This is a genomic window from Mesorhizobium sp. M4A.F.Ca.ET.090.04.2.1 (assembly GCF_003999085.1).
GTDB lineage: Bacteria > Pseudomonadota > Alphaproteobacteria > Rhizobiales > Rhizobiaceae > Mesorhizobium.
In genome coordinates this window covers 1-15,614 of record NZ_RZOT01000066.1, presented here as the reverse complement: position 1 = coordinate 15,614, position 15,614 = coordinate 1, and the positions used below count along the sequence as shown (strand labels likewise).

General features: G+C 63.2%; 16 protein-coding genes, 1 other RNA gene and 2 pseudogenes. 13 read left to right on the top strand and 6 right to left on the bottom strand.

Features of this window, described 5'->3' with window-relative positions:
- From livM to EN781_RS07420, 9 genes and pseudogenes are all read left to right on the top strand, one after another.
- The coding region (gene livM / locus EN781_RS07460) for a high-affinity branched-chain amino acid ABC transporter permease LivM (RefSeq protein ID WP_127399886.1) at positions 1-1,052 on the top strand (1,052 nt) is incomplete at its 5' end.
- Positions 1,052-2,059 (top strand): annotated as a pseudogene (locus EN781_RS07455) (ABC transporter ATP-binding protein); the annotation flags it as partial. The gene livM and the pseudogene EN781_RS07455, both read left to right, overlap by 1 nt.
- Before the next feature lie 92 nt (positions 2,060-2,151).
- Entirely contained in the window at positions 2,152-2,880 is a 729-nt protein-coding gene (locus EN781_RS07450) for an ABC transporter ATP-binding protein (RefSeq protein WP_126057824.1), read from the top strand.
- Positions 2,881-2,992: 112 nt separating this feature from the next.
- Positions 2,993-3,340, top strand: coding sequence for a DUF6867 family protein (locus EN781_RS07445; protein ID WP_126057825.1), 348 nt, complete (start codon positions 2,993-2,995; stop codon positions 3,338-3,340).
- A gap of 137 nt (positions 3,341-3,477) precedes the next feature.
- On the top strand, positions 3,478-4,596 hold the full coding sequence (locus tag EN781_RS07440) for a branched-chain amino acid ABC transporter substrate-binding protein (RefSeq protein WP_126057826.1): 1,119 nt from the start codon (positions 3,478-3,480) through the stop codon (positions 4,594-4,596).
- Positions 4,597-4,803: 207 nt separating this feature from the next.
- Positions 4,804-8,262, top strand: coding sequence for a pyruvate carboxylase (pyc, locus tag EN781_RS07435; protein WP_126057827.1), 3,459 nt, complete (start codon positions 4,804-4,806; stop codon positions 8,260-8,262).
- 153 nt (positions 8,263-8,415) lie between these two features.
- Positions 8,416-8,676: a DUF2312 domain-containing protein gene (locus EN781_RS07430; RefSeq protein WP_126057828.1), complete on the top strand. Its 261-nt coding sequence runs from the start codon at positions 8,416-8,418 to the stop codon at positions 8,674-8,676.
- Between the two features lie 131 nt (positions 8,677-8,807).
- Positions 8,808-9,023: pseudogene (locus tag EN781_RS07425) on the top strand (hypothetical protein); the annotation flags it as partial.
- 92 nt (positions 9,024-9,115) lie between these two features.
- On the top strand, positions 9,116-9,562 hold the full coding sequence (locus EN781_RS07420) for a hypothetical protein (RefSeq protein WP_126057829.1): 447 nt from the start codon (positions 9,116-9,118) through the stop codon (positions 9,560-9,562).
- 37 nt (positions 9,563-9,599) lie between these two features.
- Here the strand turns inward: EN781_RS07420 and EN781_RS07415 are convergent, their stop codons facing one another.
- Entirely contained in the window at positions 9,600-10,109 is a 510-nt protein-coding gene (locus EN781_RS07415) for an arsenate reductase ArsC (RefSeq protein WP_189347377.1), read from the bottom strand.
- 184 nt (positions 10,110-10,293) lie between these two features.
- Here EN781_RS07415 and EN781_RS07410 point away from each other — a divergent pair, with 184 nt between their 5' ends.
- A complete protein-coding gene (locus EN781_RS07410) occupies positions 10,294-10,638 on the top strand; it encodes a hypothetical protein (protein ID WP_126057831.1) in 345 nt (114 codons plus the stop codon).
- Between the two features lie 55 nt (positions 10,639-10,693).
- Here the strand turns inward: EN781_RS07410 and msrB are convergent, their stop codons facing one another.
- The 5 genes from msrB to EN781_RS07385 form a co-directional block, all read right to left on the bottom strand.
- Positions 10,694-11,098, bottom strand: a complete 405-nt coding sequence (msrB, locus tag EN781_RS07405) for a peptide-methionine (R)-S-oxide reductase MsrB (RefSeq protein WP_126057832.1) — start codon at positions 11,096-11,098, stop codon at positions 10,694-10,696.
- 103 nt (positions 11,099-11,201) lie between these two features.
- Positions 11,202-12,392, bottom strand: a complete 1,191-nt coding sequence (locus EN781_RS07400) for a VWA domain-containing protein (RefSeq protein ID WP_126057833.1) — start codon at positions 12,390-12,392, stop codon at positions 11,202-11,204.
- An 8-nt stretch (positions 12,393-12,400) separates the two neighbouring features.
- Complete coding sequence (locus EN781_RS07395; protein WP_126057834.1) at positions 12,401-12,847, bottom strand: GNAT family N-acetyltransferase; 447 nt, start codon at positions 12,845-12,847, stop codon at positions 12,401-12,403.
- Positions 12,848-12,943: 96 nt separating this feature from the next.
- Positions 12,944-13,273 carry a hypothetical protein gene (locus EN781_RS07390; protein ID WP_126057835.1) on the bottom strand — a complete coding sequence of 110 codons (330 nt, stop codon included), beginning with the start codon at positions 13,271-13,273 and terminating at the stop codon, positions 12,944-12,946.
- A 4-nt stretch (positions 13,274-13,277) separates the two neighbouring features.
- Positions 13,278-14,117, bottom strand: coding sequence for a MoxR family ATPase (locus EN781_RS07385; protein WP_126057836.1), 840 nt, complete (start codon positions 14,115-14,117; stop codon positions 13,278-13,280).
- Between the two features lie 158 nt (positions 14,118-14,275).
- Between EN781_RS07385 and ssrS the strand changes: the two genes are divergently transcribed.
- From ssrS to EN781_RS07370, 3 genes are all read left to right on the top strand, one after another.
- Positions 14,276-14,431: non-coding RNA, 6S RNA (ssrS, locus tag EN781_RS07380), on the top strand.
- Between the two features lie 80 nt (positions 14,432-14,511).
- Positions 14,512-15,099: a 5-formyltetrahydrofolate cyclo-ligase gene (locus tag EN781_RS07375; RefSeq protein WP_126057837.1), complete on the top strand. Its 588-nt coding sequence runs from the start codon at positions 14,512-14,514 to the stop codon at positions 15,097-15,099.
- A gap of 77 nt (positions 15,100-15,176) precedes the next feature.
- Positions 15,177-15,614: YmdB family metallophosphoesterase (locus EN781_RS07370; RefSeq protein WP_189347375.1), on the top strand; the 438-nt coding region annotated here is incomplete at its 3' end.

Sequence of the window (15,614 nt, the reverse complement as noted above, 5' to 3'; positions counted from 1 at the left end):
CGCTTGCGCTGTACACTGGGTCGATGGCCGGTGGATTCCAAGGCTCGCTAAAATGGGTCGACAATTTCGGTATCCAGATCCTGATCTATGTGATGCTGGCCTGGGGGTTGAACATCGTTGTCGGCCTGGCTGGCCTGCTCGATCTCGGCTACGTCGCCTTCTACGCGGTCGGCGCCTACGCCTATGCGCTGCTCGGCACGCATTTCGGCCTGTCGTTCTGGATACTGTTGCCGGCCGCCGGCTGCATGGCCGCCTTCTGGGGTGTCATGCTCGGCTTCCCGGTGCTGCGGCTGCGCGGCGACTATCTGGCGATCGTGACGCTAGCCTTCGGCGAGATCATCCGCCTGGTGCTGATCAACTGGCGTGAGGTGACCAACGGCTCGGCCGGCATTTCCGGCATTCCGAAAGTCTCCTTCTTCGGCCTGATGTCGTTCAACGTCTCGGATCCGAACTACATCGGCAAGGTATTGGACATCGCCGCTTCGAGCGCCTATTACAAAATCTTCCTCTATTACCTGATCCTGCTGCTCTGCCTGCTCACCGCCTTCGTCACCGTGAGGCTGCGCCGCCTGCCGGTCGGCCGCGCCTGGGAAGCGCTGCGCGAGGACGAGATCGCCTGCCGCTCGCTTGGCATCAACACCACCACGACCAAGCTGACCGCGTTTGCCACCGGCGCCATGTTCGGCGGCTTCGCCGGCTCGTTCTTCGCCGCGCGGCAAGGGTTCGTCAGCCCGGAATCCTTCGTCTTCCTGGAATCGGCGATTGTCCTTGCGATCGTCGTGCTCGGCGGCATGGGTTCGCTGGGCGGCATCGCGGTGGCGGCGCTTGTGATGATCGGCGGCACCGAAGCGCTGCGCGAACTCGATTTCCTAAAGCGAATTTTCGGTCCCGATTTCACACCGGAACTCTACCGCATGCTTTTGTTCGGCATGGCCATGGTCATCGTCATGCTTTGGAAGCCGCGCGGCTTCGTCGGCAGTCGCGAGCCGACAGCCTTCCTCAAGGAGCGAAGAGCCGTCTCAGGCTCCTTCACCAAGGAGGGCCACGGCTGATGAACGCGACCCCATCCTCGAACGAGTTCATCCTGCAGGTCGAGCATCTGTCGATGAAGTTCGGCGGCCTCATCGCCATCGGCGACCTGTCCTTCCAGGCCAGGCGGGGCGAGATCACGGCGCTGATCGGCCCCAACGGCGCCGGCAAGACCACGGTGTTCAACTGCATCACCGGCTTCTACAAGCCGTCGGAAGGCATGATCACGCTGAACCGCAGTGACGGCTCGAGCTACCTGCTCGAACGCCTGCCGAACCACGAGATCCCGGCGCGCGCCAAGGTGGCGCGCACCTTCCAGAACATCCGCCTGTTCTCGGGCATGACCTTGCTGGAGAACCTGCTGGTCGCGCAGCACAACAAGCTGATGAAGGCGTCGGGCTATACGATGCTCGGCCTGTTCGGCTTCTCGAGCTACCGCAAGGCGTCGGCCGAATCGATCGACCTGGCCAAGCACTGGCTGGAGAAGGCCAACCTGGTCGACCGCGCCGACGATCCGGCGGGCGACCTGCCCTATGGTGCGCAGCGGCGCCTGGAGATCGCGCGCGCCATGTGCACGGGCCCCGAGCTTCTGTGCCTCGACGAGCCGGCCGCCGGCCTCAATCCGAAGGAGTCGGCGGCGCTCAACGATCTCCTGATGGACATCAAGAAAAGCACCTCGATCCTGCTGATCGAGCACGACATGTCGGTGGTCATGCAGATCTCCGACCATGTGGTGGTGCTCGAATATGGCCGCAAGATCTCGGACGGCAATCCACAGTCGGTCAGGACCGACCCGCGCGTCATCGCCGCCTATCTCGGCGTCGACGACGAGGAGGTCGAGACGGTGCTGACCGAGGTCGGCGACGAGGATGTCATCGAACAGCTCGATACCGGCCCCGACGCCGCGCACGGCCCGGGTAGCTCATCTTCCTTTCTCGCCGGACCGGTGACCGATACGATCGGCCACAGCGAGGGCGAGCGCGTCACGGTCTCGAAGGGCGCCTCCAAGGCAGAACAGGTCGATGCAAAGGCCAACGCCCAGCCAAGAAAGCCGTCGGCGCGGGCCACGGCCAAGCCGACCGGAAAATCCCCGACAGCCAAGCCGCGCGGAGGGCGTAAATAATGGCCGGCACAACGCTGCTCGACATCAAGGGCGTCGAGACCTACTACGGCAACATCCGGGCGCTGAACGGTGTCAACGTGCAGGTCAACGAGGGCGAGGTGGTGGCGCTTATCGGCGCCAACGGCGCCGGCAAGTCGACGCTGATGATGACCATTTTCGGTGCTCCACGCGCTCGCGCGGGCACTATCACTTTTGCCGGTACCGACATCACACAGTTGCCGACGCACGAAATCGCCCGCATGCGCATCGCCCAGTCGCCGGAAGGACGCCGCATCTTCCCGCGCATGACAGTGATGGAAAACCTGCAGATGGGCGCCAGCCTCGACAACCTCAAATATTATGACGAGGACGTCGAGAAGGTGTTCACGCTGTTCCCGCGCCTCAAGGAGCGTATCGCCCAGCGTGGCGGCACGCTGTCGGGCGGCGAACAGCAGATGCTGTCGATCGGACGTGCGCTGATGGCGCGCCCGAAGCTGCTTCTGCTCGACGAGCCATCGCTCGGCCTCGCGCCGCTGATCGTCAAGCAGATCTTCGACGCCATCCGCGAGCTGAACCGCACCCAAGGCTTGACCGTGTTTCTGGTCGAGCAGAACGCATTCGGCGCGCTGAAGCTCGCCAATCGTGGCTATGTCATGGTGAACGGCAATGTGACGATGAGCGGCTCCGGCAAGGAACTGCTCGCCAATCCGGAAGTGCGCGCCGCCTATCTCGAAGGCGGCCACCACTGAGTTTGGAGCGGAATGTGTGCGTCCGGTATTCCGCTCCAAGTTGTTTGATTGTCGCATGACCTTTGCCCGAAAAGTCTGCAACTTTTCGGGATCATGCTAGGGAGACTTCATCATGCAGGGCATTCTCTACGAGGAACCCTCGATCTTCCAGTTCTTCTTCGTCACCTGCCTGCTCGGCGGCTGGGCCGCCTGGATGACCGGCAAGGCCAGCGCGCAGACATGGCGCAGCTTCTTCCAGCTCTTCCTCTACATGCTCGGACTGGGCATCGGCATCAGGTTCATCCATCACGCGCTGTTCGACGGCACGATGTTCTCGCTGCATTACTATATCGTCGACACCATCGTGCTGATGATACTGGGCTTCGTCGGCTATCAATACACGCGTACCAACCAGATGGTGACGCAGTATAATTGGCTCTACGAAAGAGCCTCGCTATTGAGCTGGAAGCCGAAAGGCTGACGTTCATGATTAACGTCGTCTCGGGGATGAAACGGCGTGACAAGTGCCTGAAAATCGGCAAACTATGCTTTCTGCGATAAGGGTGGGCATCGCATGAAAGTATCATCCACGCCCACTCCGTAAATGGGAGCGTTTATATGAAAAAGTCACTCTTGTCCGCCGTGGCTCTGACCGCGCTCGTCGCGTTCAGCGGTAGCGCGTGGGCTGACATCCTGATCGGCGTCGCCGGTCCGATCACCGGCCCGAACGCCGCCTTTGGCGCGCAGCTGCAGAAGGGCGCCGAGCAGGCCGCCGCCGACATCAACGCGGCGGGCGGCATCAACGGCCAGCAGATCAAGCTCGAGATCGGCGACGACGTGTCGGATCCGAAGCAGGGCATCTCGGTCGCCAACAAGTTCGTCGCCGACGGCGTCAAGTATGTTGTCGGTCACTTCAACTCGGGCGTCACCATCCCGGCCTCGGAAGTCTATGCCGAGAACGGCATCCTGGTGATCACGCCTTCGGCCACCAACCCGCAGCTGACCGAGCGCGGCCTGTGGAACACCTTCCGCACCTGCGGACGCGACGACCAGCAGGGCAAGGTCGCCGGCGACTATCTCGCCAAGAACTTCAAGGACGCCAAGATCGCCGTCATCCACGACAAGACGCCTTACGGCCAGGGCCTCGCCGACGAAACCAAGAAGGCGCTCAACGGCAACGGCGTCACCGAAGCCCTCTATGAAGGCATCAATGTCGGCGACAAGGACTTCTCGGCCCTCATCGCCAAGATGAAGGAAGCCGGCGTCTCGGTCGTCTATTATGGCGGCCTGCACACCGAAGCGGGCCTGATCATGCGCCAGCTCGCCGACCAGGGCCTCAAGGCCCAGTTCATGTCGGGCGACGGCATCGTGTCGAACGAGCTCGCCTCCATCGCCGGCGACGCCGTCAACGGCACGCTGATGACGTTCGCTCCGGATCCGCGCAAGAACCCGAACGCCAAGGAACTCGTCGAGAAGTTCCGCGCCGCCGGTTTCGAGCCTGAAGCCTATACGCTCTACTCCTACGCCGCTCTGCAGATCGTCGCCGCCGCCGCCGCCAAGGTCGGCTCCGCCGACGACGCGCAGAAGGTCGCGGAAGAGATCAAGAAGAGCGGCCCGTGGAAGACCGCGATCGGCGACATCGGCTATGATGCCAAGGGCGACATCACCCGCCCCGACTACGTGCTGTACACCTGGAAGAAGGGTGACGACGGCAAGTACACCTACTTCGAGCAATAAGCCGACGAACGTCTGAAATCCGGAAATGCCCGGCGCGAAAGCGCCGGGCATTTTTGTTTTGCGGGCCTTTCGTGCGCCGATTGGCGGCTCTGGCGCAAACAAACGATTTAAATCGGTTTAGATGTCGCGCGATTTAGTTTGCGCTGCAGCATTTTCACGCTAATCATTGCGCCAGCCCCCATCCTCTCCGTCCCTGGAGCCCAGTCCTTGGCCATCACGAAGATCCTCGTCGCCAACCGGTCCGAAATCGCCATCCGCGTCTTTCGTGCGGCCAATGAGCTTGGCCTCAAAACCGTGGCGATCTGGGCCGAGGAGGACAAATATTCGCTGCATCGCTTCAAGGCCGATGAAAGCTACCAGGTCGGGCGCGGGCCGCACCTCGCCAAGGACATGGGGCCGATCGAGAGCTATCTGTCGATCGACGAGGTGATCCGTGTCGCCAGACTTTCGGGCGCCGACGCCATCCACCCCGGCTACGGCCTGCTGTCGGAAAGCCCGGAGTTCGCCGAAGCTTGTGCCGCCGCAGGCATCACCTTCATCGGCCCGAAGCCGGAGACGATGCGCCGGCTCGGCAACAAGGTCGCGGCGCGCAACCTGGCGATCGAGGTCGGCGTGCCCGTGGTGCCCGCCACCGATCCGCTGCCGGACGACATGGAGGCGGTCAAGGAACTCGCCAAGACGATTGGCTATCCGGTGATGCTGAAGGCCTCGTGGGGTGGCGGCGGCCGCGGCATGCGCGCCATCCGCGCGGAAGCCGATCTCGCCCGCGAGGTGATGGAAGGCAAGCGCGAGGCCAAGGCCGCCTTCGGCAAGGACGAGGTCTATCTCGAGAAGCTGATCGAACGCGCCCGCCATGTCGAGGTGCAGGTTCTCGGCGACGGCCAAGGCAACGCCGTGCATCTGTTCGAGCGCGACTGCTCGATCCAGCGCCGCAACCAGAAGGTCGTCGAGCGTGCGCCGGCGCCTTATCTGAGCGAAGCGCTGCGCCAGGAGCTGTGCGGCTATGCGCTGAAGATCGCCAACGAGACCAGCTATATCGGCGCCGGCACGGTCGAGTTCCTGCAGGACGCCGACACCGGCAAATTCTACTTCATCGAGGTCAATCCGCGCATCCAGGTCGAGCACACGGTCACCGAGATGGTGACCGGCATCGATATCGTCAAAGCGCAGATCCACATCCTCGACGGCTTCGCCATCGGCACGCCGGACTCGGGCGTGCCGGCACAGAAGGACATCAGGCTGAACGGTCACGCGCTGCAGTGCCGCATCACCACCGAGGATCCGGAGCACAATTTCATCCCGGACTATGGCCGCATCACCGCCTATCGCGGCGCCACCGGCTTCGGCATCCGGCTTGATGGCGGCACCGCCTATTCGGGCGCCGTCATCACCCGTTTCTACGATCCGCTCTTGGAGAAGGTGACGGCGTGGGCGCCGACGCCGGCCGAGACGATCGCGCGCATGAACCGGGCACTGCGCGAGTTCCGCATCCGCGGCGTGGCGACCAACCTCACCTTCCTCGAGGCGATCATCAATCACCCGAGCTTCGCCGACAATTCCTATACGACCAAGTTCATCGACACGACGCCGGAACTGTTCCAGCAGGTGAAGCGGCAGGATCGCGCCACCAAGCTGCTCAACTATCTGGCCGATGTCAGCGTCAACGGCCATCCCGAAACGCGCGGCCGGCCGATGCCCAAGGCCGATGCCGCGGCGCCCATCGTGCCCTATCTCAACGGCAAGGTGCCGGGCGGCAGCAAGCAGCGGCTCGACGCGCTCGGCCCGGAGAAATTCGCCGCCTGGATGCGCGCGCAAACCCAGGTGCTGGTCACCGACACGACGATGCGCGACGGCCACCAGTCGCTGCTCGCCACCCGCATGCGCACGCATGACATCGCCGGCATTGCCGGCACCTATGCGCGGGCGCTGCCGCAGCTACTGTCGCTGGAATGCTGGGGCGGGGCGACCTTCGACGTCGCCATGCGCTTCCTCACCGAAGACCCGTGGGAGCGGCTGGGCAAAGTGCGTGAGGCGGCACCCAACCTTCTCTTGCAGATGCTTTTGCGCGGCGCCAACGGCGTCGGCTACACCAACTATCCCGACAATGTCGTGCAGCATTTCGTCCGCCAAGCGGCTGCCGGCGGCGTCGACCTGTTCCGCGTCTTCGACTGCCTGAACTGGGTCGAGAACATGCGCGTCGCCATGGACGCGGTCGGCGCCGAGGGCAAGCTGATCGAAGCGGCGATGTGCTACACCGGCGACATACTCGATCCGGCAAGGGCCAAGTACGACCTCAGATACTATGTCGGACTGGCGAAGGAACTCGAGGCTGCCGGCGCCCACATCATCGCCGTCAAGGACATGGCCGGGCTCTTGAAGCCGTCAGCGGCGCGCGTGCTGTTCAAGGCCTTGCGCGAGGCGACCGACCTGCCGATCCATTTTCATACGCACGATACGTCCGGCCTTTCGGCGGCCACCGTGCTGGCGGCGGTCGAGACCGGCGTCGATGCCGTCGACGCGGCAATGGATTCCTTCTCCGGCAACACCTCGCAGCCCTGCCTCGGCTCAATCGTCGAGGCGCTGAAGGGCACCGAGCGCGATCCCGGCCTCGATCCGCAATGGATCCGCAAGATCTCGTTCTATTGGGAAGCTGTGCGCAACCAGTACGCGGCCTTCGAAAGCGACCTCAAGGGGCCGGCCTCGGAAGTCTACCTGCACGAAATGCCCGGCGGGCAGTTCACCAACCTCAAGGAACAGGCGCGCTCGCTCGGCCTCGAAACGCGCTGGCACGAGGTGGCGCAGGCTTATCACGACGTCAACCTGATGTTCGGTGACATCGTCAAGGTGACGCCGTCGTCCAAGGTGGTCGGCGACATGGCGCTGATGATGGTGAGCCAGGATCTGACCGTCGCCGATGTCGAGAACCCGGCACGCGATATCGCCTTCCCGGACTCTGTGGTCTCGATGCTGCGCGGCGATCTTGGCCAGTCGCCCGGCGGCTGGCCGCCGGCGCTGCAGAAGAAAGCGCTGAAGGGCGACAAGCCGATCACCGCGCGGCCAGGCTCGCTGCTGAAAGCCGCCGACCTCAAGGCCAGCCGCAAGGAGATCGAGGGAAAGCTTGAGCGGAAGCTCAGCGAATATGAATTCGCCTCCTGGCTGATGTACCCGAAGGTCTTCACCGACTTCGCCGCGGCGCAGGAAACCTACGGGCCGGTCAGCGTCTTACCGACGCCGACCTACTTCTACGGCATGAAGTCGGAAGACGAGATCTTCGTCGACATCGAGAAGGGCAAGACGCTGGTGGTGCGCTGCCTTGCCATCGGCGACGTCGACGAGAAGGGCATGGTCACCGTGTTCTTCGAGCTCAACGGCCAGCCGCGGCGCGTCAAGGTGCCGGATAGGGCGCATGGCGCGTCGGCGGCCAAGGCGCGCCGCAAGGCGGAACCGGGCAACGAGGCGCATGTCGGCGCGCCGATGCCGGGCGTGGTCTCGGCTCTTGCCGTTGCCGCCGGCCAGGCGGTCAAGGCCGGCGACGTGCTGCTTTCGATCGAAGCGATGAAGATGGAGACGGCGCTGCATGCCGAGCGCGACGGCGTGGTCGCCGAAGTGCTGGTCAGGGCCGGCGACCAGATCGATGCCAAGGATCTGCTGATCGCTTTCTCCTGACAATGATCGAGGCTGTGAATGGCGGCTGACAGCAGCCCTTCATGCCGCACCGATAATGTCTTGACCCGCCGCGCCTGCTCGGGCATCGAACCCGCTCCAATTTGCCGGCCGGCCTTCGCGAGTCGCCGGTAGCCAAACGACGCGGAGAGAAAAATGGCCGACGATATCACCGAGACCAGCCAGACTGTTGCCGCCGGCCAGCTGCGTGCCTTCATCGAGCGCATCGAGCGGCTCGAGGAAGAGAAGAAGACGATTTCCGACGACATCAAGGACGTCTTCGCCGAGGCCAAGGGCACCGGCTTCGACACCAAGGCGATGCGCACCATCGTCCGGCTGCGCAAGAAGGACCAGGCGGAGCGCCAGGAGGAAGAGTCCATCCTCGACCTCTACAAAGCCGCGCTCGGTATGGTCTGAGACCGGCCCCGGTTCGCTTAGCAATTCTTTCGGACTGACGCAGGCGAGGCATCTGGAGCCTCGCCTCGTAGCTTGCACGCTTTAGCCTGGAGGCACTGCCGCGCGCGATAGCTGGCGGAGCGACCTCGGCTACGGACACGTCCAACACGGCCAAGAACGATGCGGCGTTCTATATCGATGCCTCGGCGTCCTATGATTTCGGCGCCATCGACAAGAAATATGACGGCATCACGGCAGCCTTGCCTGTCCGCAACATCGCCAATGCCCGCGCGACAGTTTGCAACGAGGGCTATTGCTATCTCGGCCAGGTCCGCAACATGACGGCATCGCTGACATACCGCTGGTAGTTTGCGGTGCCCTGACGGGGTGTGTCAGTTGCCTTCAGGCAGGGCGGTGTGATGTAAGACGGCCTCGTGGAGGCTGCAGCGAGCATCGGACCATGAGCGAATTCGACTTTGGTGGCCGCCGCGCCTCGGAATTCCGCCAGCGCGGCTTCTGGACGCTGTTCGCCGAGCGGCATCCTGAGGAAAGGGCCACGCTGGCGCGCCGCGGACCCTGGTTCTGGCAGCGTGGTCTGCCGGATTTCGCACTGGTCCTTTCCATGTATGTCGCGCCGGCGCAGAACCATGTCGGCGTCTTCTTCGGCCGCAACGAGAAGTTCGGCGCCACCGAATCGTGGTCGCGGTTGAAGCCGTTCCAGCCGGCGATTGAAGGCAGGCTGAGACTCAGGCCCGAACAGAGTTGCGAGGGCCTCGGCATCAATTCGATGTGGCGGGTGAATTGCTATGCCGAGGACAATTGGCCGGCGATGGCCGACTGGCTGGTGACGGAATGCTCGCGCTTTGAGCAGGCCGTCGTCGTGGTGCTCGGGGAAACCCGGCCCTAGGCCCGACGGTCGTTCGCTCTCCCCACTTGCCTGCTGTTCAGTTTGGCCCGGACCCGTCGCGGCCGATTTCGTCCAGATGCTGCTGCAGCGCCAGTTTGTCGAGCGAACCCATCGGCAGGTTGGTGAACACTGCGATACGGTTGCTCAGCATGCGATAGGCTTCGGCGAAGGCGAGATGCTGCTCGGCTTCGGTACCGGATGCCTTGGCGGGGTCCGGCACCGCCCAAAGCGCCGTCATCGGATGGCCGGGCCAGATCGGACAGCTTTCATTCGCCGTGTTGTCGCAGACGGTGAAGACGAAGTTCATCTCCGGCGCGTCAGGTCCGGAAAACTCCTCCCAGCCTTTCGACCGGGCGAAGGAGGTGTCGTATTTCAGGCTTTCCAGCAGCTGCAGCGCATAGGGGTTGACCGTTCCTTTCGGCTGCGAGCCGGCAGAATAGCCTTTGAAACGACCGGCGCCGACGCGGTTCAGGATGGCCTCCCCCATGATCGACCGGGCCGAGTTCGCATTGCAGAGAAAAAGCACATTGTAGACATGATCGCTCAATTTGAACTCCTCCATGCTGGCGCTGCAAAATGACTGACTGGCAATGCGGAACACAGGTTTCCGGCCCGCTTGAGCATAGATGCCAGATTTCCGTGTCATATTCGCGTCACATGTTGCGGGGGCTTGCTTTGACGGCAGGCTCCGGCATTTTCGAAGCGGCATGATCGCAAGCGGAGCCCAAACGATGGACGAATCGCATCCGGCCCGCACGGCGCCCAGCAAGTTTGGTGGCCTAGCCGGCTTCTTCCGCTCGCGCTGGCAGGGCCGGGTGCCACTCGACCGGCTGTTCTGGCGCGACATGGTGCTTGTCGGCACGGCTATCAACATCGCATCGTCGGTGCTGGCGCTCATCCTGCTCGGGCTGAAGCTGCCGCTTTGGCTGGTTCTGGCCGTGCATTTCACGCTGGTGCCCTACAATCTCTTCCTGACCTTCGCCGTCTGGCGAACCGCGGAAAAGTCAGGCGGTGGCAAGGCGTCGCTGATGATGCTCGGCTCGGCGCTGTGGCTGATTGCGACGGTCGTGGCTTGAAACGAAAAAGGGCGGCCGGAGCCGCCCTTTGCAGACCAGAAGTTGGGACGGTCGCTCAGGCGGCCGGCTCGAATTTCAGCGCCACGCCATTGATGCAATAGCGCAGGCCGGTCGGCGGCGGGCCGTCCTCGAAGACATGGCCGAGATGGCTGCCGCAGCGCGAGCAGTGGCATTCGGTCCGCACCATGCCATAGCTGCGGTCGACCGTGGTCTCGACCGAGCCCGGCACCGGATCGTTGAAGCTCGGCCAGCCGGTGCCGCTCTCGAACTTCAGCTTCGATTCGAACAGCGGCTGGTCGCAGCCGACGCAGGAAAAGGTGCCGGCGCGCTTCTCATAAAGCAGGGCGCAACTGCCGGGACGCTCGGTGCCATGGTTGCGCATGACGGCATACTGCTCGGGCGTCAGCCTGGCGCGCCATTCGGCATCGGTGCGGGTGACGGGATAGGCGTGGGTGTCCATGAAGATCTCCTCGGCCTTGGCGGCTCGTTGTTGGTTGGCATGTCGTATTCGCACGAAGATAGGTGTTTGTTACAGCTCTGCCTACCACCGGCCTGCGCTGGAGCTAGTGCCTGCGCGAAAGCTGTTTCGTCGCCGCTTCGAGCCCGGCAAGCGTCAGCGGAAACATGCGGCCGCCGAAGATGTCGCGGATCATCCCGATAGAATGGGTGTAGCCCCAGTTCTTCTGGCTTTCAGGGTTGAGCCATATCGCATTCGGCCATTGCTGCAGCAGGCGGCCGAGCCAGACGCCGCCGGCCTCCGGGTTCCAGTGCTCGACCGAGCCGCCGGGATGGGCGATCTCGTAGGGGCTCATCGAGGCATCGCCGACGACGATCACCTTGTAGTCAGGACCGTATTTGTGGATGAGGTCGAAGGTCGGGATCGTCTCGGCCAAGCGGCGGCGATTGTCCTTCCAGACGCGCTCGTAGGGGCAGTTGTGGAAGTAGAAATATTCGAGCTGGCGGAATTCTGCGCGGGCGGCGGAGAACAGCTCCTCGAGGCTCCTGATATGATCGTCCATCGAACCGCCGACATCGAAGAACATCAGAAGTTTTACCGCGTTGCGTCGTTCCGGCCGCGTCTTGACGTCGAGATAGCCATGCTCGGCGGTGGCGTGGATGGTGCCGGGCAGGTCGAACTCCTCCTCGGCGCCCTCGCGCACCCAGCGGCGCAGCCGCTTCAGCGCCACCTTGATGTTGCGGGTGCCGAGCTCAACGCCGTCGTCGAAATTCCTGAATTCGCGCTTATCCCAGACCTTCACCGCGCGGCGGTGGCGGCTCTCGTGCTGGCCGATGCGCACGCCTTCCGGATTGTAGCCATAGGCGCCGAAGGGCGAGGTGCCGCCAGTGCCGATCCACTTCGAGCCGCCCTGGTGGCGGCCCTTCTGCTCCTCCAGCCGCTGCTTCAGCGTCTCCATCAGCTTCTCGAAGCCGCCCAGAGCCTCGACCTGCTTTTTCTCCTCCTCGGTCAGGTGCTTCTCGGCGAGCCGGCGCAGCCATTCCTCGGGGATGTTGGCGACCTCGACGGCGTCCGGCCCGCCAAGCGCCTCGACGCCCTTGAAGATATGCGCGAACACTTGGTCGAAGCGGTCGATATGGCGCTCGTCCTTCACCAGGGCCGCGCGGGCGAGGTAATAAAAACCCTCGACATCATAGTCGACCAGCCCGGCTTCCAGCCCCTCCAGCAGCGACAGATATTCCCTGAGCGAAACGGGAACCCGCGCGACTTTCAATTCGAGGAAGAAGGGGAGGAACATGCGGCCATCTATAGCAGATCGTATTCGATGAAGCCCGTCCGCCGTGCCACATGGTCGTAGAGCCGGCGCGCGGTGGCGTTGGTCTCGTGCGTCATCCAGTAGACGTTCTTCACCCCGATCTTGCCGGCCTCGTCCTGCACCGCCTTGATCAACGCGGCGCCCACGCCCTTGCCGCGCACGCCCGGGTCAGCGAACAGGTCCTGCAGGTAGCAGTTGTTGACCAGCGACCAGCAGGAGCGGTGGTAGATATAATGGGTGAGACCCACCGCCTTGTCGTCCAGCGTGGCGATAAAACCTTTCGGCTCGAACTCGCCTTCCGTGAACAGCCGCTTCCAGGTCAGGGCGTAGACCTCGTCCGGCAGCGTGGTCTCGTAGAAGGTGAGGTAGGCGGTCCACAGGCGCCGCCAGTCGGCATGATCTGACTGCGCGAGCGGGCGGATGGTGATCTCGGACATCGAATGCTCTCCGTTTTCTTGCGCTGTAGCTTGGGCAATGTCCGCTAGCGCGGCAAGGGTCCACGGCGAGCAACCGCCTAATCCTGCTCTTAACCACTAGGCTCCAGGCAGAAGCTGGCTGGCAAAGACCTCAAAGCGGCTGACCTCTTCGAGAGATTCAACGGAGTATGGTTGAGACGTATCGATCTTCGCGATCAACCGACCGTATTGGTCTTGGCTTTGGGACAGGGCCAAGCAACGGATGTCGCCGGATCTCGGATAGATGCAATTCGCATCCAGCCATTCTGACGAAACAAGGCTCTGCTTTTCATGGAAGCGCCATAGCCGGCCAAACCGATCGCTGAACTCAAACTCAACGATTCCCGGCTGCGGCTCGTCATCGACCCAGCGTGTTATGGAGACAACCAACACTACATGTTCAGGCACGGCTTTACCCCTGCCGTCGCGCCATGAAGGCCAGGCGCTCGAACAGATGCACGTCCTGTTCGTTCTTCAACAGCGCGCCGTGCAGCTTCGGCAGCATGTTCTTGGGGTCGGCGCGCAGGTCTTCCGGCGCGATGTCGTCGGCGACCAGCAGGCGGATCCAGTCGAGCGCCTCGGAGGTCGACGGCTTCTTCTTCAGGCCCGGCACGTCGCGGATCTCGTAGAACTGGGTGAGCGCCGCCCGCACCAGGTTCTGCTTGATGCCCGGATAGTGGACGTCGACGATGCGGTGCAGCGTCTCGATGTCGGGGAAGCGGATGTAGTGGAAGAAGCAGCGGCGCAGGAAGGCGTCCGGCAGTTCCTTCTCGTTGTTGGAGGTGATGATGACGATCGGCCTCAGCGCCGCGCGAACTGTCTCGCCGGTCTCGTAGACGAAGAATTCCATCCGGTCGAGTTCCTGCAGCAGGTCGTTGGGGAACTCGATGTCGGCCTTGTCGATCTCGTCGATCAGCAGCACCACCTTCTTCGCCGCGGCAAAGGCATCCCAGAGCTTGCCGCGCTTGATGTAGTTCCTGATGTCGCTGAAGCGGTCGTCGCCGAGCTGGCTGTCGCGCAGCCGTGAGACGGCATCATATTCGTAGAGGCCCTGCTGCGCCTTGGTGGTCGACTTGACGTTCCATTCGATGAAATCCAGCCCGAGCGCCGCCGCCACCTGGCGGGCCAACTCCGTCTTGCCGGTGCCCGGTTCGCCCTTGACCAGCAAGGGCCGCTCCAGCGCGATCGCCGCGTTGACCGCAACCATCAGATCCTTGTCGGCGACATAGGCCGCGGTGCCTTCGAAACGCATTTTTGCTCCCTGGTTCGTCCGGGCCGACCGTAAGGACGCGACCTCGACAGCGCAAGGCGCGGCAGCGTCGCAACGCCAGGCCCGGGTTTGCTGGCCAGCGTTGTGCGAAAGATCCCGTTTCTCTGGCGCTCGGCCAGCCATCGGCCTATATTGGCTTTGGCGGTCTGCGCTTCCCGGCAGGAGAAACTTATCCCCGGGGCCTTATCGATCCTTAGGGAGCTGTCCCTGGGAAGACCCGTGGGTTTTCTCACACGGCGCCCACCTACTTTGTAGGCACCCGGGATCGACCTCTCCACCGGTTGCGTGGATCGTCACTCACCGAATTTTGGGATAAGCGGTAGAAAACGTCGCTCCTGCAACGCCGCCTCGCTGCGGCCTTTTCTAGCGTCCGCACATGACCTCTTCCAAAGACCTGAAAAAACATCTGCGCAAGGAAGCACTGGCCCGCCGCGACGCGCTCGACGAATTCTGGCGGGTGGAGATCGCGCTCGAAATGGCCGAGACGGCGCGCGACCAGATCGCCGTCGAGCATGGGCAGATCGTCTCCGGCTTCTGGCCGATGCGCTCGGAAGTCGACGTGCGGCCGCTGATGTTTGCGCTGCGCGAAAAGGGCGCAAGGCTCTGTCTGCCGGCCATCCTCGACAAGAGCACAATCGTCTTTCGCGAGTTGGTGCGTGGCGCGCCGATGGTCGAAATGGGCTTCGGCACGGTCGGTCCGCATGAGGAGGCGGCGGTGCTCGATCCGTCCGTCATGCTGGTGCCGCTCGCCGCCTTCGACGCGCGCGGCCATCGCATCGGCTATGGCGCCGGCTACTACGACCGTGCGATCGGCAAGCTGGCCGACAAGGGGTTGTCCCCCAGGCTGATCGGCATCGCCTTCGACTGCCAGGAGGTGGCACAGGTCCCCGATGAGAACCACGATGTGATCATCCCGGAAATACTCACCGAGAGCGGGTTGCGCCGGTTCACGCCGGAATTGTAGAAAAGCGTCTGAGAACGCATGATCTTTTGCGGAAAGTCATGCAGCTTTTGCTTGGCGGACTTTCAGCGCGGGATCGTATGAGACTTTTCTTCCTCGGCGACATGGTCGGAAAAACTGGGCGCACGGCGGTGTGGGAACAACTGCCGGGCCTGATCTCGGACTTCAAGCTCGACTTCGTCATCGTCAATGGCGAGAACGCCGCCGGCGGCTTCGGCATCACCGAGGAGATTTTTCGCGAGACGCTCGCCGCCGGCGCCGATGTCGTGACCACCGGCAACCATGTCTGGGACCAGCGCGACGCGCTGGTCTTCGCGCCGCGCGAGGAGCGCTTCCTGCGTCCGTCCAATTTCCCAAAGGGCACGCCGGGGCGCGGCTCCGGCGTCTACATCGCCAGGAACGGCGCGCGCGTGCTGGTCGCCAACATCATGGGGCGCGTCTTCATGCATCCCGAGCTCGACGATCCGTTCCAGGCCGGCGAGCGCGAGCTTGCCGCCTGTCCGCTCGGCGAGCAGGCC

Excerpts from the sequence above, each read along its gene's own strand:
- EN781_RS07450 (WP_126057824.1), top strand. The coding sequence starts at position 2,152 with ATGGCCGGCACAACGCTGCTCGACATCAAGGGCGTCGAGACCTACTAC.
- EN781_RS07445 (WP_126057825.1), top strand. The coding sequence starts at position 2,993 with ATGCAGGGCATTCTCTACGAGGAACCCTCGATCTTCCAGTTCTTCTTC.
- EN781_RS07440 (WP_126057826.1), top strand. The coding sequence starts at position 3,478 with ATGAAAAAGTCACTCTTGTCCGCCGTGGCTCTGACCGCGCTCGTCGCG.
- EN781_RS07430 (WP_126057828.1), top strand. The coding sequence starts at position 8,416 with ATGGCCGACGATATCACCGAGACCAGCCAGACTGTTGCCGCCGGCCAG.
- EN781_RS07420 (WP_126057829.1), top strand. The coding sequence starts at position 9,116 with ATGAGCGAATTCGACTTTGGTGGCCGCCGCGCCTCGGAATTCCGCCAG.
- EN781_RS07410 (WP_126057831.1), top strand. The coding sequence starts at position 10,294 with ATGGACGAATCGCATCCGGCCCGCACGGCGCCCAGCAAGTTTGGTGGC.
- msrB (WP_126057832.1), bottom strand. The coding sequence starts at position 11,098 with ATGGACACCCACGCCTATCCCGTCACCCGCACCGATGCCGAATGGCGC.
- EN781_RS07400 (WP_126057833.1), bottom strand. The coding sequence starts at position 12,392 with ATGTTCCTCCCCTTCTTCCTCGAATTGAAAGTCGCGCGGGTTCCCGTT.
- EN781_RS07395 (WP_126057834.1), bottom strand. The coding sequence starts at position 12,847 with ATGTCCGAGATCACCATCCGCCCGCTCGCGCAGTCAGATCATGCCGAC.
- EN781_RS07385 (WP_126057836.1), bottom strand. The coding sequence starts at position 14,117 with ATGCGTTTCGAAGGCACCGCGGCCTATGTCGCCGACAAGGATCTGATG.
- EN781_RS07375 (WP_126057837.1), top strand. The coding sequence starts at position 14,512 with ATGACCTCTTCCAAAGACCTGAAAAAACATCTGCGCAAGGAAGCACTG.